18 protein-coding genes and 1 pseudogene are annotated in these 20,278 nt (G+C 62.8%); 6 read left to right on the top strand and 13 right to left on the bottom strand.

What is annotated here, in order from left to right; translation table 11 throughout:
• Nucleotides 1–57: 57 nt before the first annotated feature.
• From P0D87_RS17740 to P0D87_RS17730, 3 genes are all read right to left on the bottom strand, one after another.
• On the bottom strand, nucleotides 58–666 hold the full coding sequence (locus P0D87_RS17740) for an SRPBCC family protein (protein WP_053860164.1): 609 nt from the start codon (nucleotides 664–666) through the stop codon (nucleotides 58–60).
• Between the two features lie 22 nt (nucleotides 667–688).
• Nucleotides 689–2,146: a UbiD family decarboxylase gene (locus P0D87_RS17735; protein WP_053860163.1), complete on the bottom strand. Its 1,458-nt coding sequence runs from the start codon at nucleotides 2,144–2,146 to the stop codon at nucleotides 689–691.
• Between the two features lie 255 nt (nucleotides 2,147–2,401).
• The gene (locus P0D87_RS17730; protein ID WP_029970240.1) at nucleotides 2,402–2,839 is read right to left on the bottom strand and encodes a PaaI family thioesterase; all 438 of its coding nucleotides are present in this window, start codon (nucleotides 2,837–2,839) and stop codon (nucleotides 2,402–2,404) included.
• A 412-nt stretch (nucleotides 2,840–3,251) separates the two neighbouring features.
• Between P0D87_RS17730 and P0D87_RS17725 the strand changes: the two genes are divergently transcribed.
• Nucleotides 3,252–4,217, top strand: a complete 966-nt coding sequence (locus P0D87_RS17725) for a LysR substrate-binding domain-containing protein (protein ID WP_006049804.1) — start codon at nucleotides 3,252–3,254, stop codon at nucleotides 4,215–4,217.
• A gap of 4 nt (nucleotides 4,218–4,221) precedes the next feature.
• On the top strand, nucleotides 4,222–5,850 hold the full coding sequence (locus P0D87_RS17720) for a class I adenylate-forming enzyme family protein (RefSeq protein WP_053860162.1): 1,629 nt from the start codon (nucleotides 4,222–4,224) through the stop codon (nucleotides 5,848–5,850).
• Here the strand turns inward: P0D87_RS17720 and P0D87_RS17715 are convergent.
• From P0D87_RS17715 to P0D87_RS17685, 7 genes and pseudogenes are all read right to left on the bottom strand, one after another.
• Nucleotides 5,842–5,994, bottom strand: a pseudogene (locus P0D87_RS17715) (XdhC family protein); the annotation flags it as partial. The gene P0D87_RS17720 and the pseudogene P0D87_RS17715 overlap by 9 nt on opposite strands.
• Nucleotides 5,995–6,018: 24 nt before the next feature.
• Nucleotides 6,019–6,396, bottom strand: a complete 378-nt coding sequence (locus P0D87_RS17710) for a RidA family protein (RefSeq protein WP_006049807.1) — start codon at nucleotides 6,394–6,396, stop codon at nucleotides 6,019–6,021.
• A 3-nt stretch (nucleotides 6,397–6,399) separates the two neighbouring features.
• The gene (locus P0D87_RS17705; protein ID WP_053860831.1) at nucleotides 6,400–7,803 is read right to left on the bottom strand and encodes an MFS transporter; all 1,404 of its coding nucleotides are present in this window, start codon (nucleotides 7,801–7,803) and stop codon (nucleotides 6,400–6,402) included.
• A gap of 93 nt (nucleotides 7,804–7,896) precedes the next feature.
• Entirely contained in the window at nucleotides 7,897–8,403 is a 507-nt protein-coding gene (locus P0D87_RS17700) for a (2Fe-2S)-binding protein (protein WP_053860160.1), read from the bottom strand.
• Nucleotides 8,404–8,405: 2 nt separating this feature from the next.
• Nucleotides 8,406–10,721, bottom strand: coding sequence for a xanthine dehydrogenase family protein molybdopterin-binding subunit (locus P0D87_RS17695; RefSeq protein ID WP_053860159.1), 2,316 nt, complete (start codon nucleotides 10,719–10,721; stop codon nucleotides 8,406–8,408).
• On the bottom strand, nucleotides 10,721–11,614 hold the full coding sequence (locus tag P0D87_RS17690) for an FAD binding domain-containing protein (protein WP_053860158.1): 894 nt from the start codon (nucleotides 11,612–11,614) through the stop codon (nucleotides 10,721–10,723). Before P0D87_RS17690 ends, P0D87_RS17695 begins: the two co-directional genes overlap by 1 nt.
• A 46-nt stretch (nucleotides 11,615–11,660) precedes the next feature.
• Nucleotides 11,661–12,497, bottom strand: coding sequence for an alpha/beta fold hydrolase (locus P0D87_RS17685; protein WP_053860157.1), 837 nt, complete (start codon nucleotides 12,495–12,497; stop codon nucleotides 11,661–11,663).
• A 357-nt stretch (nucleotides 12,498–12,854) separates the two neighbouring features.
• Between P0D87_RS17685 and P0D87_RS17680 the strand changes: the two genes are divergently transcribed.
• The 3 genes from P0D87_RS17680 (at nucleotide 12,855) to P0D87_RS17670 (ending at nucleotide 15,634) form a co-directional block, all read left to right on the top strand.
• Nucleotides 12,855–13,646, top strand: a complete 792-nt coding sequence (locus P0D87_RS17680) for an ABC transporter permease (RefSeq protein WP_006049813.1) — start codon at nucleotides 12,855–12,857, stop codon at nucleotides 13,644–13,646.
• A gap of 103 nt (nucleotides 13,647–13,749) precedes the next feature.
• Entirely contained in the window at nucleotides 13,750–14,742 is a 993-nt protein-coding gene (locus P0D87_RS17675) for an ABC transporter substrate-binding protein (RefSeq protein ID WP_053860156.1), read from the top strand.
• A gap of 55 nt (nucleotides 14,743–14,797) precedes the next feature.
• Entirely contained in the window at nucleotides 14,798–15,634 is an 837-nt protein-coding gene (locus P0D87_RS17670) for an ABC transporter ATP-binding protein (RefSeq protein WP_006049815.1), read from the top strand.
• Between the two features lie 92 nt (nucleotides 15,635–15,726).
• Here P0D87_RS17670 and P0D87_RS17665 read toward each other — a convergent pair whose 3' ends face one another.
• On the bottom strand, nucleotides 15,727–16,785 hold the full coding sequence (locus tag P0D87_RS17665) for a porin (RefSeq protein WP_321175824.1): 1,059 nt from the start codon (nucleotides 16,783–16,785) through the stop codon (nucleotides 15,727–15,729).
• 89 nt (nucleotides 16,786–16,874) lie between these two features.
• Nucleotides 16,875–18,515: a UbiD family decarboxylase gene (locus tag P0D87_RS17660; protein WP_006049817.1), complete on the bottom strand. Its 1,641-nt coding sequence runs from the start codon at nucleotides 18,513–18,515 to the stop codon at nucleotides 16,875–16,877.
• Between the two features lie 253 nt (nucleotides 18,516–18,768).
• On the opposite strand from P0D87_RS17660, the gene P0D87_RS17655 reads away from it, so the two are divergent.
• On the top strand, nucleotides 18,769–19,371 hold the full coding sequence (locus P0D87_RS17655) for a UbiX family flavin prenyltransferase (RefSeq protein WP_006049818.1): 603 nt from the start codon (nucleotides 18,769–18,771) through the stop codon (nucleotides 19,369–19,371).
• 1 nt (nucleotide 19,372) lies between these two features.
• On the opposite strand, the gene P0D87_RS17650 is transcribed toward P0D87_RS17655, so the two are convergent.
• Nucleotides 19,373–20,275: an SDR family oxidoreductase gene (locus P0D87_RS17650; RefSeq protein ID WP_053860154.1), complete on the bottom strand. Its 903-nt coding sequence runs from the start codon at nucleotides 20,273–20,275 to the stop codon at nucleotides 19,373–19,375.
• Nucleotides 20,276–20,278: the final 3 nt, after the last annotated feature.

Raw genomic sequence — 20,278 nt, 5'->3', positions numbered from 1 at the left:
CGAGCGGCGTTCGGGCTGCGGCGCCCGATACGTCGTTCACGCATCCCGTCGTTGTTATCAATGCAATGCGTACACCGCGACGAGCGCAAGGACGACCACCACGCCCAGTGCCCACGTCCAGTTTCTTGCGCTCGTGCCTGCCGCTGTCTGCGAAGTGGCGAGCGTGCCTGGGTGAGGGTCGGCAGAAGCGGTCGCCGGGCGTGCTTCATCTTCCGCCGTCTGCTGCGGCCCAATCACAGCCGCCGTGAAGCGCCCAAAAAAGTCCTCGGCCATTTTTCGCGCGACGCCGTCGATCAGTCTCGCGCCCACTTGCGCGAGACGCCCCCCAACCTGCGCATGCGAGCGGTACACGAGCCGCGTGCCGCCGTTGTCGGCAAGCAGATCGACGTGCGCGCCGCCCTTGCCGAAGCCCGCCGCGCCGCCCGATCCTTCGAACGTCATCGAATACGACTGCGGCGGTTGTAAATCAGTCAGCACCATCTTGCCTTTGAAGCGCGCCTTGATCGGGCCGACGCTTGCAGCCATCACCATCTGAAACTGGTTGTCGTCGACGCGTTCGAACGACTCGCAGCCGGGCACCGAAGCCTTGAGGATTTCGGGGTCGTTCAATGCGGCCCATACGCGTTCGCGCGGCAGCGGCAAAATCTGTTCGCCTGTCAGTTCCATGTGCAACTCTCCTTGTCGTCCGTCAGCCGAGAATGTGTTCCCATTTCGCGCGCGTCTTGTCCTGCAGTTCCTTGCTCGCCTCGGCAACCTGCGGAAACTCCGCGAGAAAATCGAACGGACGGCACGCGTCGATAATCGCCTTCGAGTTGAACGGCGCCTTGTACGGATTCGCAATCGACATCGGATCGTTCTTCGACCCCATGCCGCGTTTGACGATGTCGATATCGATGTCCGGATCGGTACGCGTCGCGACTGCCCACATCACCTCCTGAAGATTCGCCGGATCGATGTCCTCGTCGACCACGATCGAATAGCGCGACATGTATGCGCCCACGCCGCACTGGCTGAGAATGTGTCCCGCCTGCCGCGCGTGTCCCGCATAGCGCTGACGGATCGACACCACGTTGAACATGCGCGCGCCGCCGATCTCATGCGCCCACACGCCGGCGACATCGGGCACGCCGGCCGCCTGAAGCGCATCGACGAGCAACGCCGAGCGCATCACGGCCTTCGAATACGAGTAGTCGTTCGGCGGCTTCGCGGGCGGGCTGCCCATGATGATCGGGTTGTTGCGATAGTAGATGCGCTCGATGGTCACCACCGGCGCGGTCTCCGCCTTGCCGGGGTAATAGCCGTGGAATTCGCCGAACGGCCCTTCGATCCTGACGTCGCCCGGATGCGCATAGCCTTCGATCACGATCTCCGATGCGCTCGGGAACGGCAGATCCGTCAACTGCCCTTTCACCACCGAGACCGGCTTCTTCAGGATCGCGCCGATATAGTTGTACTCGCACATGCCGAACGGCACTTCGATGCCTGAAATCAGGTAGCCGAGCGGATCGCAGCCGATTACGATCGCCACCGGAAACGGCTTGCCCGCCTTCATGTGCTTGTCGTACTGGATCGCGCCGTGCTTGCCTGGAATCATGTCGAGGCCCACATGGTTGCGGTCGTGAATCATCACGCGGTACGTGCCGACATTGATCCACTCCGAGTCGAGATCTTTCGTCACCACCATGCAGCCGGTGCCGATATAACGGCCGCCGTCTTTCTCATGCCACAGCGGCGCGGGAAACGAAAAGAGATCGACGTCGCCGCCGGTCTGCACGTTGTCGAATACGGGGCCGCTCGCCGCTGTGACCGGGTCGTATTCGTGCGCATGCGCCTGCCATTGCTTCGGCTTGCCGCGCAATGTCTCGACCAGCGCGCGGTGCGTCGGCTGATGTCCGACGCGCAGGATCGACGACAATCGCGCCGGGCTCGCGGTGCTGCATGTCAGCACGCGATGTCCTTGCGGATAGTCGGGGATATCGTCGAAAAGCAGCGCGGCGGGCCGCTCCTTCTTCACGTTCAACTCGCTGATCGCGCCGAGTTCCAGATTCCAGTGCGCGCCCGAAACGTCGGTCAGTTCGCCGAGCGCGCGCGCCTCGTCGAGCCATGCCCGCAGATCGAGCGGATGGGAAGTCGAGCTGTCTGTCACGTCGTGTGTCTCCGATAGTTTGGCAATTTGTATTCGTATTCGTATGCGGGATTGCGAACGCCGTCGTCACGTGGCGCCGCTTCACTTGTTGATCGCCACAATGAGGCAATGCGGCGGCACACGCAAACGACCATCCTTCATGACAGGGATGAGAAGGATTCATGCGATGGTCGCGAATGCGATCGTGCGAATGCGATCGTGACGAAGTGACCGCGGCGCTGCGGCCCGCCGCAGGTCAGTTAAGTAAAGTTAAGTTCAGTCGAGTTCGCCAGGCGGGGCGCTCGACGGCTCGCGCCTGCCGTAACCGCCCGCATATTTGAAGGTGCCCTGCGCGGTGGCGATCAGCGTCTTCGAATCGATCCACGCCTCGCCGCGCGCGAAATAAACCGACCGCCCCTTGCGCTCGAGAAAGCCCTTGCCGATCAAGGTCTCGCCCACTCCCTTATCGAGGAAGTTGAGCGTCAGCGACAGCGTCACCGCGTGTATCGGCCGAAGCGGATCGGCGCTATAAAGCCCCGCATAACCGCAGGCCGCATCGAGCAGCGTCGCCACCACGCCGCCTTGCAGCACGCGTTGCCGGTTCAGCAATTCGGGCTGCAAGTTCAGGCGAAACTCCGCATAGCCATCGCGCCAGGCCGTGCGCGACAAGCCGAGGCTGGCAAGAAACGGATTTTCCAGCACATCGATATCCACTGTTGTTCTCTCCCTATCCGCGCGTGAACGGGCCTGACTGCCCAACGTTTCGGTTCTTCGCGCGCGGCCCGGCACATTGACGTTCCGGGTTTGTAACGATTGATTAATGTGCGCCGATAGACGACGCTTCGCTCGACCGGACCAAGAGTGCATGAGCGCTTTCCACGCGCGCAAACTAACTTTTCTCATGCCTGCATGAAAAAGTTTCATTTCCTCGGGGTCCGTAACCAGCCGATCATCCAGGCATCGGTGCGGCTTTCCGCGGGGCGGCCTTCCGCGGGGCGGCTCTCCGCAGGGCGGCTTTCCGCAGGGCCGCCGACACGTATTCCCGCGCCCGTGCGAGGCGCCTCGCGCGCCGATGAAACCCGCTAAGATCCACTACCCAGGCGTTCCTGCATTGCGCTGACAACAGATGAGACCCTATATCCCTTCGCTTCAGAGCCTGCTCGCATTCGAAGCTGCCTCGCGGCATTTGAGCTTCACCCGCGCGGCACAGGAACTCGAGTTGACGCAGACGGCCATCAGCCACCAGATCAAGACGCTCGAAGACCGGCTCGAAGTCAAGCTTTTCGTGCGGCGCCGAAACGTGCTCACACTCACGCCGGCGGCACGCGAGTATCTCGATTCGGTGCATGAGGCGATCAATCTGCTGTCCATCGCCACGGCGCACGCGCGCAAGAAAAAACCCAGCACCGTGCTCACGGTGACGTGCCTGCCCACCTACGCAGTCAAATGCCTGATCCCCGCGCTGCCCGAATTCCAGCGTGCTCATCCGGACATCACCGTGCACGTCGCAACCAGTTCGACGTTCAACGAGTTCGATCGCAACAGCTACGACGTCGCGATCCGTTACGGCTCCGGGCGCTGGGCGTCGGCGCGCTCCGACCGTCTGCATGGCGAGGAATTTTTTCCCGTGTGCTCGCCCGCGGTGCTCGAAGAAGCCGGCAAGTTCGGATCGGTCGCGGAAGTGCTCGCACGCATGCGGCAGATTCGCACGTACTTTTATTCGATGTACCAGGACGATTGGCCCGCGTGGCTCGAAGCAGCCGTGCATGAGCCCGTGGAATTCGCCGGCGAATCCGTTTTCCATTTGCAGCTCACGTCGCTCGCGGCGGCCGTGGACGGCGTTGGTATTGCAATCGGCCGCACGCCGCTCGTGAACGGCGATCTGGCGAGCGGCAAACTCGTGGCGCCGTTCGACGTGCGTGTGCCGTCGAATTCCGCGTATTTCGTTTCGTCGCCGACCGACAAGGCACGCACGAAGAAAGTGGAAGCCTTCCGTGAATGGGCGCTCGCGCGGCTCGGCGAAAACCGCGATCGCGGCGAGACCGCGGCGCAATGCGAGGCCGCCTCGCCTTCCGTGCCCGAGCCCTGCTGAGCTCATGGTCAGCACGCATCCGCCCACGAACGATCCGCCCTTTCGCACTGTCGCGGCCCTGCTCGAACAGCATCGGCGCGCGACGCCCAACAAGCCTGCCATCGTCGATGTCGAGCGGCGCGTGAGCATGAGCTTCGAGCAACTCGCGCAATCGGTCGAGACGATCGCCAGACAATTCGCGCGGCGTGGCGTGACGAGAGGCACGCGCGTCGTGCTCGCCGACTGCGATGCGCCCGACAAGCTGCTGCTGTGGCTCGGCGCGTGGCGGCTCGGTGCAATCGTGTGTCCGCTCGACGTGCCCTTCGTCGGCGTAACGATCGCACGGCAGTTGCTCGACACAATCAGGCCGAAGCTGATCGTGTTTCCCGTCGACGCCGTGGACCCCGCCGACACCTCCGTCGCCGCAGCGAACGTGCAGGTCGTGCGCTTCGTTTCGTGGGCCTCGGCCGGCCGCGAGAACATCGGCTGCGATGGCGACATCATCTCGCTCGAAGCAGGCGCGCACGACGACACGCCGCTGCCCGATGGCGCAACCGTATGCACGCATCGCGACATTGCGTCGATGTGCTGCACGTCGGGCACGACCGGCATTCCGAAGATCGTCGTCTACGATCACCAGTCGTACTGGCTCAACGGCCTCGACAGTATCGACCTGCTCGGTTCGAGCCGCGACGACCGCATGCTCGAATACCGTTCGTTCGACTGGTACTCGGCGCAGATACTGAGCTTCATTCCGTTCCTGCAACTCGGTTCGACACTATGCGTCGCGCGCCGCTTTTCGCGCAGCAGCTTCGGCGACTGGGTCCGCGATCAGCGCATTACCGTTTGCGCGGGCGTGCCCACGGTGCTCAACATGCTTCTCGAAGCACCGCTCGAGGTGAGCGCCGAAACGTTCTCGTCGCTGCGCGCGATGACCTGCAGCACAGCGCCGCTATCGCCCGTTCAATGGATGCGCTTCGAAAAGCGCTACGGCATTCGCATCCTCAATCTGTATGGGTCGTCGGAAGCGGGATGGATGTGCGGCAACCGGCTCGAGCATCGCAAGCTCGGAACGGTCGGTTATCCGGCCGCGCATATCCGCTTCGAGATCGTGGATGCCGACGGTATGCCGTGCGCTGCCGGCGTCGAAGGCCAGGTTGTCGTCGACGGTGACAAGCTCGCGCTCGGCGTGCTTCAGCAAGACGGCTCGCTGCTGCCGATTCGCGGCGCGCCGCTCTTCACGCGGGATATCGCCGCACGCGACACGGACGGCTTCGTGCGCATGGCGGCTCGCATGGACGATCTCATCATTCGTGGTGGCGTGAAGATCGTGCCGCAGGAGATAGAGGATGTGATGCGTACGCATCCTCATGTGCAGGACGTCGCGGCGCTCGGTGTGCCCGACCCGGTGTATGGACAGGAAACGGTCTGCTTCGTGGTGCTGCAGCCGGACATCGCGCCGAACGTGGAGGCGCTGCGTGCGCATTGCCGGCGGCATCTGCCGCGCGAAAAGATGCCGATGAATATCTATCCGGTTGCAGCGCTGCCGCGCAGCGCGCGCGGCAAAATCTTGCGCGACGCACTGCGTCAGCAATGGTGGGGTATCGTCAGCTCAGGGCCGCAGTTGCCGGAGGCGGATCAAGACCAGGAGTAGGTCGTCGTCGCGCATCGCGAGCATCGCGCCGACGGGGCGCGGACTCGAACCCCACGTGCGCGTCACCGTGACGGGTACGACGCGGCGGCGCGCCGCGAGCCAGTCGACGGCATTGCGCAGCACGCTCACGTCAATGCTGTCCATCGTGTCCTCCGTTGAGCGGCGCGTTTATGCGCCGCGATGCGCGACCATCTGCAACTCGACGAGAAAGCCGTGATGCAGCTCGGGCACCGGCACGACCGCGCGCGCCGGCTTGTGCGCGCCGAAATACTCCGCGTAGAGCCGGTTGAACTCCGGCCAGTTCTTCACATCGACGATGTACGCGGTGCATTGCACGACGTCGGTCAGCGCGCAGCCCGCCGCGGCCAGCACCTGCTCGCAATGAGCGAGCGTGGCGCGCACCTGGCGCTCGAAGTTGTCGGGGCCGTCGGTGGCCACGCCGGGACCCGGCAGCATGCCCGAGACGAACGTGAAGCCACCCGCCTGCACGGCCTGCGAATAGTGGCCGCCCGGAGACGGCGCATTGTCGGTGAAAATGAAATTCATGGTTCAAACCTCTTCTGGTAAGGGTTGGCCGCGCGTTTCCGGCAGCCACGGCGCGAGCGCGAGGCCGACCAGATAGATGAAGCCGACTATGACCGCCGCATGACCGTAGCCGCCGAAGCGGGTGATCAGTGTGCCGGCGACGAGCGGCCCCGTCCACGCAAGAAAGCGCGGAACATTGAAGCACAGCGCGATAGCGGTGCCGCGTACGCGCGTCGGATAAAGCTCGGGCAGCCACGTGGGCATCCACGTATATTGACCGAGGCTGAAAAAGCCCGCCACGCAGGCGACCGCCAGCAGCAGGCCGACGTCGTGCGTCCACATGAAGAGCACCGGCGTCAGCACGAACGCCATCGCGAAGAATAGACAGGTGATGCGCTTGCGGCCATAGGCGTCGGCGAGAAAGCCGAGGCCAATATAACCGCTGATCGCGCCGACGTTGTAGGCCATGCCGGCAAAGCTCGCCCACGAGGCCGCCGAAAGCCCGGCACGCGCCGCGACCGAGCCGATGTAGGGCGGCACCCATGTCGAGATGCCCCACCAGCCGAGCGTCGTGCTAAGCGACATCAGCACGGCGATCCACGTGCGGCGGCGCAGCTTCGCATCGGCCAGCAGATCGACGAGCGTAAAGCGCGCGAGCGACTGTTCGCGCGCGTCGAGCGTCACGCCCGACTTCCTGCGCGCGAGCGTCGCCTTGCGCTCCGTGTTCACGCGCTGCCATTGCTCGGACTCGGGAATGCCCGCGCGCATCCACAGCGTCGCGAGACCGGGCAGCACGCCGATCAGATACATGTAGCGCCATGCATGCTCGCCTGCGCCGCTCATGAAAAGCCATATCAGCGACGCGACGAAAAAGCCCGTGCCGAGGCCGCACTGCATGAGCCCCGCGCCTTTGCCGCGATGCCGGTCCGGCCAGATTTCCGCGGTCATTGCGGTGCCCGTCGCCCACTCCGATCCCATCGCGAGACCGACGATGAAGCGCAGCGCCGCGAACGATGTCCAGTCCCACGACAGCGCGCTCAAACCGGTGGTCAGCGAATACGCGAGAATCGCGAACATCATCATCCGTTTGCGGCCGATATAGTCGGTCAGGATGCCGCCGATCAATCCGCCGATGCCCCAGCCGAGCAGCGTCAATGCGATCACGAGTCCCGCGTAGAACGGAATCTGCGCGTGGCCCGACGCCGGCAGCAACTGGCCGAGCGCGCCGCCCACGGTGAGGACCAGTGCGTAAGTTTCGTAGCCGTCGAAGAACCAGCCGAGATTGGACGCGATCAATGCGCTCCATTGCTGGCGGTTGATCGAGCGATACCAGACGGCATGGGTCGCGTCGTCCAGGGCGACCCGCGGCTCGCCGCCCAGGCTGCCGCGCGTGCCGCCGCCGGAGCTTTCCTCCAGAGGGTGCTGCATCGACTTCTCCTCGATGTCGTTATCGCGCGCCATGCCGTCTGTTGTTCTTCAGACGCGCGTCACTGCGTTGATTTGCCGTTGTTTGCAGGCGCGCTACGCGGCCACGACGGCCACGGTCGCCTTCGACTTGCGCATTTGCGCGGCGAGCTTGACGGCCTCGATGATCTCCGGATACGCGGCGCAACGGCAAAGATTGCCCGACAGGAAATTGCGGATCTCGGCTTCGCTCGGGTCAGGATTGCGGTCGAGCAACTGGCGGCTCATCAGTATGAAGCCTGACGTGCAAAAGCCGCATTGAAACGCGCCGCACTCGATGAACGCCTGCTGCACCGGATCGAGCTCTCCATTGGCGTCCAGGTTTTCGATCGTGCTGACTTCGCCGCCGTCGGCCATTGCGGCGAGATAGAGACAGCCCGACACGCTCTCGCCGTTGACGATCACCGTGCAGCATCCGCAAAGACCCTGACCGCAACTCTCGCGGGCGCCATATAGCGCGAACTGCTGACGCAGCACGTCGAGAATCGTGTGATGCGGTTCGACGTCGGCGCTCACGCGCTCGCCGTTCAGCGTGAATTGAATGTTGATGGAAGTAGCGTTCATGTTTATTCCTCGGATAGCGGTTCATTGCGCGCGGCGCACAATGCACGGTACACACGCTCGGGCGTGAGCGGCAGCGACTTCAGACGCACGCCGACCGCGTCTTCGATGGCCTCGGCAATCGCCGACGCGACGCCGAATGTCGAACTCTCGCCGACGCCTTTCGCGCCGAACGGCCCGTTGCTCTGCACCGAGTCGACAGTCTCGCGCCCGATGACCGGCGGAATATCGTGTATGCCCGGAATCTTGTACTCGGCGAACGACGCGTTGCGAAGCTGCCCGACCTCGTCGAACTCCATGCGCTCGAACAGCGAAATGCCGAGTTGCATGATGGCCGCGCCGGAGATCTGCGTGTCGACCACCTTCGGATTGATCGGCGTGCCGCAATCCACCACATGCTCGAAGCGCAACAGCTTGAAGTGGCCCGTCTCCGTATCCACTTCGACTTCGACGCCGCAGCCGCCCACCATCCAGTTCGGCGTGATGTTCTCCGACTGCCCTGTCTCGTGTTCCGGCGACTTATACGGCGGAATAAAGCTGCCTATGCCGACGATGTTGCCCGCCTGCATGCCGTACTTGCGCCGCAGCAGTTCGCCCGCGCGGCTCGCGGGCGCGGCCGGCACGCCGAGTTCATCGGCGAGTTCGGCGAGTTTGCGGTTCACGTCTTCAGCGGCGAGACGCACCGCGTGTCCCATGTGGAATGTCGAGCGCGAGCCGAGCGTCGCCATGTCGTAGGGCGTCACGTCCGTATCGGGCCGCATCACGCGGATGCGTTCGGCGGGAATGCCGAGCACTTCACCGGCCATCAGCGCAATCGCGGTTTCCGACGCCTGGCCCATATCGACCGTGCTCGAATAAACCGTGCAACTGCCGTCGCCCGCGAGGCTCACCATCGCCATCGACGTGGTGGGCGCCACCAGCGCCTTGAAACCGACGCCGATTCCGCGGCCGCGCCGCAGCGTGCCTGTGCCGTGCTCGAACGGCGCCGTCCAGTTCATTCGCTGCGCGACGCGTTCGAGCACGAGACCGATCGCCGCGTCGTGCATCGGCGTGCCGGTTGCATGGGGACGCCCTTCGCGCAGGATATTGCGGCGGCGGAATTCGAGCGGATCGATACGAAGCGCGCGCGAAATCATATCGGCATGGCTCTCGTAAGCCCACACCATCTGCGGAATGCCGAAGCCGCGAAAGGCGCCCGCAGGCGGCAGATTCGTATAGACCTGATACGAATCGATCCACACGTTCTCGATGTCGTACGGACCCGAAGCGGTAAAGCCCGACTTCTGCGTGACGCGCGGCCCGATATCGGCATACGCGCCGCCGTTCCACCAGACCTCGCATTTGCGCGCGGTAATGCGGCCTTCTTCGTTCACCGCCGTTTTCATGCGGAACGTGGTGGCGTGCTTGGTGATCGTGAAGAACTGCTCTTCCATTGTCAGCGAGATTTTCACGTTGCGCCGCGACAGCAGCGCCAGCGCGACGACGAGTGCTTCGAGCTTGATATACAGCTTCGCGCCGAAGCCGCCGCCGAGCAGCGCCGACTTCACGCGCACGCGGTTCTCGTCCCACCCCAGCAGACGCGCGATTTCGATGCGCACGAACGACGGGCTCTGCGACGCCGTATGCACCGTCAGCATTCCCGTGCCCATATCCGGCTCGGCAAGCGAGACCATCGGCTCGAGCGGCGTGTGCATCACCTGCTGCGTGGTGAACGTGTCATCGAATACATGCGCGGCGCTTGCGAAGGCCGCCTCCACGTCGCCGCGCCGCAACTGGAAATCGAGCGCGACATTGGTGCCTTTGCGTCCGGCAAGATGCTTCAGGTCCGGGAACGTACCCGCTGGGCGCAGGAAGTCGTGCACGAGTACATCCGATTGCGCGGCCTCGACTTCGTTGAACACGGCCGGCAATTCCTCGTATTCGGCCATGATCAGATGCGTTGCCTCTTCGGCGATATGCGGATCGGCCGCGAGCACGACGGCAACCGGCTCGCCGATGTAGCGCACTTTATCCAGCGCGAGAATCGGCTGGTCGTGAAACGCCGGGCCATAGTAAGGCTCGGGAATCACCTTGCGAATATCTTCGCCGGTGTAGACGGCGAATACGCCCTCCATTTCACGCGCGGCGCTCGTGTCGATGCCGACAATCTTTGCGTGCGCCATCGTGCTGCGAAAAATCTTGCCGTACAGCATGCGCGGCAGCACGAGGTTATGAATGTACTCCGCGCGGCCCGTCACTTTCGAGCGCGCTTCGAGCCGGTTCAATGCGCGGCCCACCTGCTTTTGTGCTGGCTGTTCTTCCAGCGTCTTGTCGATCTTCATCACGCATGATCCCCGAATTGAGCGGCGCGTCCGCCCGCGGCGGCCAGCGCCGTGCGCACCGCGCGGCCCAGATAGACCTTCAGCAGTTGCTTCTTGTAACTCGCGGACCCATGAGGATCGCCGACGATATCCAGTTGCGCCGCAGCCGCTTCGCCCGCTTCACGCAGAATCGCGTCGTCGGGCGCCGCGCCGCGAAGCAGCGCTTCGGCGTGCGTGAGCCGTGTCGGCCGGTCCGTCGCCGCGCCGACGATCACGCTCGCGCGGCCGATGCGCGGCCCCTCTATATCGAGCACGACAGCCACGCCGAGCGCAGGCCAGTCATGCGCCGCGCGGGTCGTGACCTTCATGTACGCAGCGGGCCGGCCGGCTTGCGGCGGCACGATCACTTCGGAGATGAGTTCATCGCGAGCGAGCACGGTTTCGTAATAGCCCGTGCACAATTGCTCGACGGGCACCGTGCGTTCGCCGTGCGGACCCGTGATCGTCACGCGTGCGCCGAGCGCGCTTAGCACCGGCGGCATATCCATATGAGGATCGGCGTGACCGAGGTTGCCGCCGATGGTCGCCACATTGCGCACTCGCACATTCGACAGCGTGCGCAACGTGCGGGCGATGAGCGGCCATCCCTCCTTCACGACCGGCGAATGCTCGAGCGTCGCGAGCCGCGTCAATCCGCCGATACGCAACTCGCCGTTGTCGTCCAGGCGAACCTGCGCATAGTGCGGCTCGATATCGCGCAAACTGACGAGCCGCGTCGGCCGCAGCACGCCGGCCTTCATCATCAACATCACCGCGGTGCCGCCGCCCACCGGGCGAATATCCGGGTCTTCCGGGTCCAGCAGCGCAATCGCTTCCTTCAGCGACCGTGGCTTCGCGAGCTCAAACGGAATCATCCAGGCACTCCTTGTTGCGCGTATTCGTTGCAGGTTTCTTGTGCATCTAGCGGGCGCAGCCTGCGCGATCGAGCAGCGCGTGCAGTTCGCGCGCGACGATGTCGGGCGTTTCCAGCGGCGTCAGATGACGCGCCTTCGGGATCTCGGTGAAGGTCGATCCGGCGATGCCCGCGTGCAACGCGCGCGCCATTGAGGGCGTCGCCGCATAGTCCTCTTCACCGACGATCACGCACGTCGGCACCCTCACCTTCGCCATCAGCGCGCGGCCGTCGAACGAACCAAGCATGCGGCCGGTTGCGGCGAATGCGGCAACGTCGTTGCGCAGAAAGGTGTCCACGCAACGTTGCACCACTTGCGGATGCGCGGCGCGAAACGCGTCGCTGAACCAGCGCGTGGTCTGAAACTCGACCAGCGGCGCAAGGCCGCCGGTCTCGGCCTTCTGGGCGCGCGCGTCCCAATCCTGCGGCGCCGTCTCGCCGTACCACGCGGTCGTGTCGATCAAGCCGGCGCCGATCGCATCAGGACATGTGGCCGCGAATTGCAGCGCGACGCAGCCGCCCATCGACGCGCCCGCGATCAGCACATTGCGAAAGTCCGTCGCGCGCAGCACGTCGTACACGTCCTGCGCAAACAGCGACACCGTGTACGGACCGGCCGGCTTGCCGGACGCGCCGTGACCGCGCGCATCGATGGCGAGCACAGCAGCGCGCGGCAACAGCCGCTCGACGACAGGCGCCCAGAAGTCACGGTCCATCGCGAGCGAATGCACGAGCACCACGCGCACCGTGTTGTCTTTTGCGCCGTAGAGGGTGTAGCCGATTTGCGTGCCGTCACGCACGGTAACGTGCGACGACACGACATCGGGACTGATCGGTTGATTCATTGCATGCTCCACTGGCTATCGGATGCGTTCGAGTTCGGGTCATCGAGCCCTCAGCCGGATATTGCGGGCTCGCCGTTGGACCGGCAAACGACGATCTTTCATGTAAAGCATGAAAACAATTCATCGCTTGCGAACGGACGTTCCATCGCATCGACGACGATGCGCGTTTCGTTATTGCGCATCGCGCCGCCGCACGCAGCGGATGAATTTCTCTCATATGCGGCATGAACAATTAGCGTTTGCCCGGCGCATGGCTGGCGGTCAATCTTGCTGCCAGAGCATGCCGGCGCATGTCCGCGCGCGGTCTCTTCCAGTTCTTCCCGCTCTTCCGCTTCTCAACCATAAAGGTCGAATGCCGTGAACTTCACCAGGAAAGTCCTGAGTTCGCAGTGGGTCCGTCCGCTGCTGCTTATTGTCGTCATCGTGCTTGCGTGGGATCTCGTGATACGCATCTTTAAGATTCCGCCGTATCTGGTGCCGACGCCCGAAGCGATCCTCCATCAGATCGCTGCGCAATGGTCGATGCTGCTGGAAGAGTCGCTGCCGACGCTCTACGCGACGCTCGGCGGCTTCGCGCTTTCGGTGCTGATCGGCGTGCCGATCGCGATGCTGGTCGCCGCGTCGCCGCTGATCGAGAGCTACCTGTACCCGCTCGTCGTGTTTTCGCAGAGCATTCCGAAGGTGGCGATTGCGCCGCTTTTTGTGGTCTGGTTCGGCTTCGGACTCTTTCCGCGCATACTCGTTGCCTTCCTGCTCGGCTTCTTTCCGGTCGTCGTATCGACGGTGATGGGTTTCAAATCGGTCGAGAAGGATCTGACCGATCTGGCGAAGTCGATGGGCAGTTCGCCGGTGAAAACGTTCTTCAAGATCAGCCTGCCGCACGCGCTTCCGTCGATCTTCGCAAGCATGAAGGTGTCGATCACGCTCGCTGTCGTCGGCGCGGTGGTCGGCGAATTCGTCGGCGCGAATTCGGGACTCGGCTTCGTGCTGCAACGTGCAAACGGCAACTTCGACCAGCCGCTGATCTTCTCGGCGCTGGTCGTGCTGTCGGTGATCGGCGCTCTGCTGTTCGTCGCCATCGACATGCTGGAGCGCATCGCGATTCCGTGGCATGCGTCGCATCGCTCGCGGCTGCTTGGACGCGCTTAACGCGCTCGCGGCGTTCGCGCGGTTCCACCGCGTTCGCTTTGACTACCCCACATCAAGAAGCAGACGTCACCCATTTCAGATGGGGCCACAGGAAGGAGACACCATGAAATCACGAAAGCCGACGCGCATGGCAGCCGCGCTCGCGTTTGCAGCGGTCTGCTGCACGAGCCACGCCGCTTACGCGAAAGACTCGCTGACATTGATGCTCAACTACACGGTCAACGGCGCGGTCGCACCGTTTTATCTCGGCAAGGTGAAGGGCTACTACGACGCCGAAGGCATCGATCTCAAGCTGATGGAAGGACACGGCTCGGGCCCGACCGTGCAGGCCGTCGCGACGCACAACGTGGACATTGGCTACGCGGATTTCAGCACGATGGTCAAGGTCGCCGCAATGGGCGCACCCGTCAAAGCGATCGGCGTGCTGATGCAGGAAAATCCGACCTCCGTGGTCGGGCTCGCGGACAAGAACATCAAAACGCCGCAGGACATCAAGGGAAAAACGGTCGCGGTTGCGCCAGGCGACGCGTCGTCGCAGCTATGGACGATGTTCATGAACAAGGTCGGCCTGAAGGACTCCGACTTCAAGACGATCACCGGCAATCCGCAGACCACGATCAATGCGGTCATTACGGGTCAGGCCGATCTGCTGGTCGGCTTCGCGACGATCCCGCTGATCTCCGTCGAGCAGGCCACGAAGAAGCCTGCGCGCGCGATCCTGTTTGCCGACTACAACGTGAACGTGGCGACGCTTAGCATCATCGCGCGCGACGACATGATCAAGGACCATGCCGATCTGCTCAAACGCTTCATGCACGCGACGGCGAAGTCCGTGAACGACAGCGAGAAAGACCCGGCCGCCGCGGTCGATGCGCTACTCAAGACGCTGCCCGCCGCCGGTTCGCGCGACACGATGATCCGCACGCTGCAGGCGACGATCCCGTTCTACCGCACGCCCGAAACCGAGAAGGCGCCGATCTTCCACGTCAGCGCGAAGAACATCGACGACTCCGTGGCCGCGATCGTGCAGTACAGCAAGCTCGATCCGTCGGCGAACGTGCCCGCGAAGTACTACACCGGCGCATTCGTTCCATGAGCCGCACTAGCGCCGCCGCGTCGTTACTTTCCGTTCACCCGAAACCCGCCCCGCTATGACCACCGTACTCAAGCTCGACGACAAGCATCACCGGTCTTTTTCCGCGCCCGCGCCCGCCAGATCGCTGATAGAACTGCGCGGCGTGACCAAGAGTTATCGCAGCGCGCAAGGCATGATGGAAGCGCTGAAACCGCTCGACTTCGACATCCGCGAACAGGAGTTCGTTTCGATCGTGGGGCCGTCCGGATGCGGCAAAAGCACCTTGCTGAAGATGGTCGCCGGACTCGAAGCGATCTCGTCCGGAACGATGACCTTGTCCGGCGAGCCGATTCGCGGCCCGCAAAAGAACGTGGGCATCGTGTTCCAGAGCGCCGTGCTGCTCGCTTGGCGGAATGTGCTCGACAACATTCTGTTGCAGGCGGAAATGCGCCGCATGCCGAGGCGCGAAGCACGCGAGAAGGCAATGCAGCTAATCAGCATGGCCGGTCTCGAAGGCTTCGAGCAAAAGTATCCGTGGCAACTTTCCGGCGGCATGCAGCAGCGCGTGTCGATCTGCCGCGCGCTCTTGCACGAGCCGTCCGTTCTGCTGATGGACGAACCTTTCGGCGCACTCGACGCAATGACGCGCGAGAGCATGAACATGGAATTGCAGCGCATCTGGCTCGAATCGAAGAAAACCGTGCTGCTCATCACGCACAGCATTCCTGAAGCGGTATTCCTGTCGGACCGCGTGCTGGTGATGTCGGAACGGCCGGGCTCGATTGCCGCGATCTACGATATCGATCTGCCGCGTCCGCGTTCCCTTGAGGTGATGGCAACGCCGGCATTTCTGCATCACACGAAGACGATTCGCGCACACTTCAATGCGCAAGGGTCGCTCGACGATCACTGAACACTGATTGCTCAAGCGTAAAAAAACCGGTTGGAGCCTAAAGGCTTCCGACCGGTTTTTTTGCGTGAGTTAAGTTGCAGTAGACGGTACGGCTAGAACCAGTGATTCATACCGAACGAGATGCCCGTCTGTTTCGCGTGACCCGACGCGTTCAACGTTGCATTAGTGACATAAACGCCGGTGAAATGCGTATAGTCGATGTCCGCATAAAGCTCCGTGCGCTTCGAGAGCAGATAGTCGATGCCGAGAATCGCCACGTCTTTCCTGCCGTCCACGCCGCCGGTCTTGTTCTTGTTGTCGTAATACGCGGCAGTCACGCTAAAGAACGGCGTCGCCTGATAACGCAAACCGCCCCACAAGTACTGATTGCGTGTCATGCTGCGCGCCGAAGCGGGCGTGTCCTGCAAATCGAGCGAGTAACCGGCCATCACATCGACAGGGCCCACGCTCACCGTGCCGCCTGCCGTGTACTGGTCATTGCTGAAGTATTCGCTCGACGTCGCCGCCAACGGATTGGACTTGTGCGTATAGCCCGCGCCCAGCTTGATCGTCTTGCCCCGATAGTTCAGGCCGCCGGCGAGCGTCGAGCCGTGTGCTGCGCTGCCCGGCACGCCGCCCAGCGCATATTCGCCGCGAACCACCCACGGCCCGAAAATGCCGCGATAGTTGATGTCGTTATCGTCGCGTCCGGTGTTGCCGCCCGACACCGCCGTCGATTCCGTAATGCCGAGGTAATGAAAGTCGAACGGCTCAAAGTCCTTGATCAGAAAATGCTGGAGCGTGAATTGCCGCCCAATATCGACCTGCCCGAATGGCCCGCCTATTCCGACCGTCGACGTCCGCTGGAAGATCTGGTTGTTGGTGTTGTTATTCGCGCCGGTCGACAGCACGAAGCCTGCTTCCAGATTGAAGCGCGCATAGTAGCCGCCGCCCAGATCTTCCTTGCCCTCCAGGCCCCAGCGGTTGGAGTTGTAGACGCCGTTCGACGCCATCGTCAACGCCGCGCCGCCCGCCTTCGTGCCGTTCACGAGATTGCGCAAGCCGCCGTCGAGCGAACCGTATAACGTGACGCTGCTTTGCGCATGCGCCGCGCCGCTCGACAGCCCAAGCAACGTGAATGCCGCGAGCGAGCGCGTCAACATAATACTCATTCGTACAGCCGGAAGTGCTTCTCCTTTGTCGTGCATATCTCCTCCATCGATGTCGTTCTATTGATATGGTGGCCGCTATCCGCGGCGCGTTAGATGTCTTTCTTTTCGGCGAAGAACCAGTCGGAATCCTTATTGATCCACTCAGGCCCGACGCGTTGACGCGTCTGCTCCTCGCCCGTTTCGAAGTACTCGCTCTTCACGGCGCGCTGCGCCATCGCTTCGTTGCGCTCGTCCCAGTCGCCCATCGAGACGCCGTACCACGGCCATTCCGGACGCAGTGGCGGCAGCCCGAGTTCTTCCCAGATCGCCTTCGCGTTTTCCATGTACTCGCGCGTCGGCAGCGAAAGCGGCGGCAGCTTTTCCTTGCGTGTTGCGTTCATCAGGATCACGCCGTCAACCGCATCGTCGCCGCGTTGCGCGCCCGACGTGCGCGGTCCGTGTCCCGTATCGCGGCCGTGCAGGATCTGCACGTCCTTGATTGCGTTCATCCGGTAGCTCATCGACCAGAAGATCGCATCGCTGTTTTCGGGGTTGATGTCGTTGCTCACGGCAACGACCAGCTTGCCAACCGCCGGTTGCAGCGACGCCGCGCCCATCAGCGCGCGCCATATTTCGGTTTCGGTTGCCTTCTCGCTGAACACCACGATCACGAGCTTGCGCAGATTGGTCAGCGGCTCGTGCATCACGACCTTTTCGACGCTTGCGATACGCAGCGAATTCTTCAGATGGTCGAGAAACAGCGGTTCAAACGCGACTTTCTTGACGAGCGAACTTTCGCTCGGCGTCACCTGGCTGATGATCGACACGAGATGCGCGTTCTTGCGTCGCGTAATCGCCGTGACGTTCATGTACGGATTGAATTCCTGCAAATTCACGTGACCGTGCGATTCACCGAAAGGCCCTTCCGGTTCCAGTGTGTCCGTCGGAACGAATCCTTCGATCACGATTTCAGCGTCGGCGGGCACGAGCAGATCGTTCGTCCTGCACTTCACCACGCGCAGCGGTTCGCCGAGAATCGCGCCGGCCACGCCGAGTTCGTCCACGTCGATTGGCAGCTTCTGGACCGAGCAGAACGACACGGCCGGATGGCCGCCAATTACGAGCGCGGCCGGCATTGGCTTGCCCATCGCCTTGTACTTGAGCCAATGCTGATAGATGCCTTGCCCCATTTCGATCGACGGATTGCAACCGACGCGGCGCTTACCCTTGATCTGCCCGCGATACGTGCCCATGTTCTGAATGCCGTTTTCCGGATCGACGGAAACGTACTGCGAGCAGGTCGTGTACGGCGCGTTGTCGAAGCCCGGCGTCGAAATGGGAATCGGCAGATGTTCGAGACCTTGACCGTCGACATCGAGTTCATCGCCGATAAAACACACTTCCTGGCACGGCGCTTCGTTCACGAGAACGGGCGCGATCGGATTGCCCTTCGCCTGCTGCCACTTCTTGCCGATCTGATCGACGGGCACGCCCATGCCGATCGAGTAGACCTCGCGATTGATCGACAATGCGCCGACCACGACGGGCAACTCGTAGCGGCGTCCTTTACTGTCGACGACGTTATGAAACACGAACGCCTTTCGATCCGACTCGGGAATGCCGCCGCGCAATTGCCAGCGCACGAGCGGATGGAGTTCGGTGTCCTTGTTGATTTCGCGGTGTACGTGAACGACAAGGCCCTTTTCCTCGAGGGCCTGCAAGTGGGTCTGGAACGAGGGGAAAGTTTTCATGGTTGTCCGGTGAATGATCAAGGGGAACGACGGTGAGCGCAGACTGACGCACAACGACCTCCCCTCGCAAACGCTGATTTCTCATGTACGTCATGAACGGATTTCATCCGCGGACAATGAAAAGCCCTCATGCGAGGCATGAACAGATTTCGTTTGAACGACAGGGGCCATGTCATGCAACCTGAGTGCGGAGACAGACGAACATACGAACCTACGAACCCGCCGCGCAGCGGATCGACAAGAGACGACGAACATGGACCGACGCAAACGTATCGTGGTGGGAATCAGCGGCGCTTCCGGCGTTGTCTATGGCGTGAGGCTGCTCGAGATGCTGCGCGAGCTCGACGTGGAGACTCATCTGGTGATGAGCCGCTCGGCGCAAATGACGCTCGCCTACGAAACCGACTTGCGCGCGGCCGACGTTCAGGCGCTGGCTTTCGAGCACTATCCCAATGCCGATATTGGCGCGGCGATTTCGAGCGGCTCGTTTCGCGTCGACGGCATGATCGTCGCGCCGTGTTCGATGAAGACGCTCGCGGAGATCGCGACGGGCAACACGGGTTCGTTGCTGTCGCGCGCCGCCGATGTGATGCTGAAGGAACGCAAACGCGTCGTGTTGATGGTGCGCGAGACGCCGCTGCATCTCGGGCATCTGCGCAATATGACCGCGGCGACGGAAACCGGCGCGATCATCTATCCGCCGGTGCCGGCGTTTTACGCGCGGCCCGACAGTTTGCAGTCGATGATCGATCACACGCTGGGACGCGTGCTCGATCTATTCGATATCGACGCGGGGACGGTGAAGCGCTGGACGGGCGAACACAGTCAGAAGCTCGTCAGCGTGTCGAACGGTTGAGTCACGCCGGCACATCATCGGCGTAACGCGCTTCGTCGAGATCGGCGATCAGCGTCGGGCCCGCCGGTTGCCAGCCCAAACGTGCCTGTGTCAGAGCACTCGACGCGGGCATATCGAGCGCCGCGAAGATCGCCATCCATCCGAAATACGCCTGCGTCTGCTCGCGCGCGATCGAAACGACCGGCAGCTTCAGGCCACGGCCCAACGCCTCCGCGATCTCCCGCGCGCTCACCCCCTCCTCGCCGACCGCGTGATAGCGCGCGCCGCGCTCCGCTCTTTCGATTGCAAGTCGATACAGCTTCACGACGTCCGATAAATGTCCGGCGGGCCAGCGATTACGGCCCTCGTCGACATACGCGCAAACCCCCTTCTCGCGCGCAATCTGGATAAGCGGCGTGATCAGCCCTTGCCGGAACGGGTTGTGCACTTGCGGCAGGCGCATCACCGAGACATTGACGCCCGCGTCCAGCAGAACATTACTCGCCAGCTCCGTTGCGAGTCGCGGATTCGGGTGCGCCGTGTTGAACACATCCTCCGTGGCGGGCTGCCCGTCGTCGCGGCTGCCCGCGCCCGTGCCCGACGTGACGAGCAACGGACGATCGGAACCGGCCAGCGCCGATCCGAGCGCTTCGATCACGCGTGCGTCCTTCTCGCAGTTCGCCGCGAAGCGCGAAAAGTCGTGGTCGAATGCGAGATGGATGACGGCGTCCGCGTTCGTGACGCCGCCGCGCACGCTGTCGACGTCTTCAAGCGTGCCGCGATGAACGTGGGCGCCCGCGGCGCGCAGCGCCTGCGCGCCCGCATCGGAGCGCGTCATGCCAATCACCTGATGACCGGCCTCGATAAGTTCGGGCACCAACGCCGAGCCGATGAAGCCCGTTGCGCCCGTCACAAAAATCCGCATGGC

This window comes from Paraburkholderia sp. RL17-368-BIF-A (assembly GCF_046054045.1).
Lineage (GTDB): Bacteria > Pseudomonadota > Gammaproteobacteria > Burkholderiales > Burkholderiaceae > Paraburkholderia > Paraburkholderia graminis.
The sequence above is the reverse complement of the archived record's forward strand: the minus strand, read 5'-3'. Positions and strand labels throughout refer to the sequence as shown.

Excerpts from the sequence above, each read along its gene's own strand:
- P0D87_RS17740 (WP_053860164.1), bottom strand. The coding sequence starts at position 666 with ATGGAACTGACAGGCGAACAGATTTTGCCGCTGCCGCGCGAACGCGTA.
- P0D87_RS17725 (WP_006049804.1), top strand. The coding sequence starts at position 3,252 with ATGAGACCCTATATCCCTTCGCTTCAGAGCCTGCTCGCATTCGAAGCT.
- P0D87_RS17720 (WP_053860162.1), top strand. The coding sequence starts at position 4,222 with ATGGTCAGCACGCATCCGCCCACGAACGATCCGCCCTTTCGCACTGTC.
- P0D87_RS17710 (WP_006049807.1), bottom strand. The coding sequence starts at position 6,396 with ATGAATTTCATTTTCACCGACAATGCGCCGTCTCCGGGCGGCCACTAT.
- P0D87_RS17705 (WP_053860831.1), bottom strand. The coding sequence starts at position 7,803 with ATGCAGCACCCTCTGGAGGAAAGCTCCGGCGGCGGCACGCGCGGCAGC.
- P0D87_RS17700 (WP_053860160.1), bottom strand. The coding sequence starts at position 8,403 with ATGAACGCTACTTCCATCAACATTCAATTCACGCTGAACGGCGAGCGC.
- P0D87_RS17695 (WP_053860159.1), bottom strand. The coding sequence starts at position 10,721 with ATGAAGATCGACAAGACGCTGGAAGAACAGCCAGCACAAAAGCAGGTG.
- P0D87_RS17690 (WP_053860158.1), bottom strand. The coding sequence starts at position 11,614 with ATGATTCCGTTTGAGCTCGCGAAGCCACGGTCGCTGAAGGAAGCGATT.
- P0D87_RS17685 (WP_053860157.1), bottom strand. The coding sequence starts at position 12,497 with ATGAATCAACCGATCAGTCCCGATGTCGTGTCGTCGCACGTTACCGTG.
- P0D87_RS17675 (WP_053860156.1), top strand. The coding sequence starts at position 13,750 with ATGAAATCACGAAAGCCGACGCGCATGGCAGCCGCGCTCGCGTTTGCA.
- P0D87_RS17670 (WP_006049815.1), top strand. The coding sequence starts at position 14,798 with ATGACCACCGTACTCAAGCTCGACGACAAGCATCACCGGTCTTTTTCC.
- P0D87_RS17665 (WP_321175824.1), bottom strand. The coding sequence starts at position 16,785 with ATGAGTATTATGTTGACGCGCTCGCTCGCGGCATTCACGTTGCTTGGG.
- P0D87_RS17660 (WP_006049817.1), bottom strand. The coding sequence starts at position 18,515 with ATGAAAACTTTCCCCTCGTTCCAGACCCACTTGCAGGCCCTCGAGGAA.
- P0D87_RS17655 (WP_006049818.1), top strand. The coding sequence starts at position 18,769 with ATGGACCGACGCAAACGTATCGTGGTGGGAATCAGCGGCGCTTCCGGC.
- P0D87_RS17650 (WP_053860154.1), bottom strand. The coding sequence starts at position 20,275 with ATGCGGATTTTTGTGACGGGCGCAACGGGCTTCATCGGCTCGGCGTTG.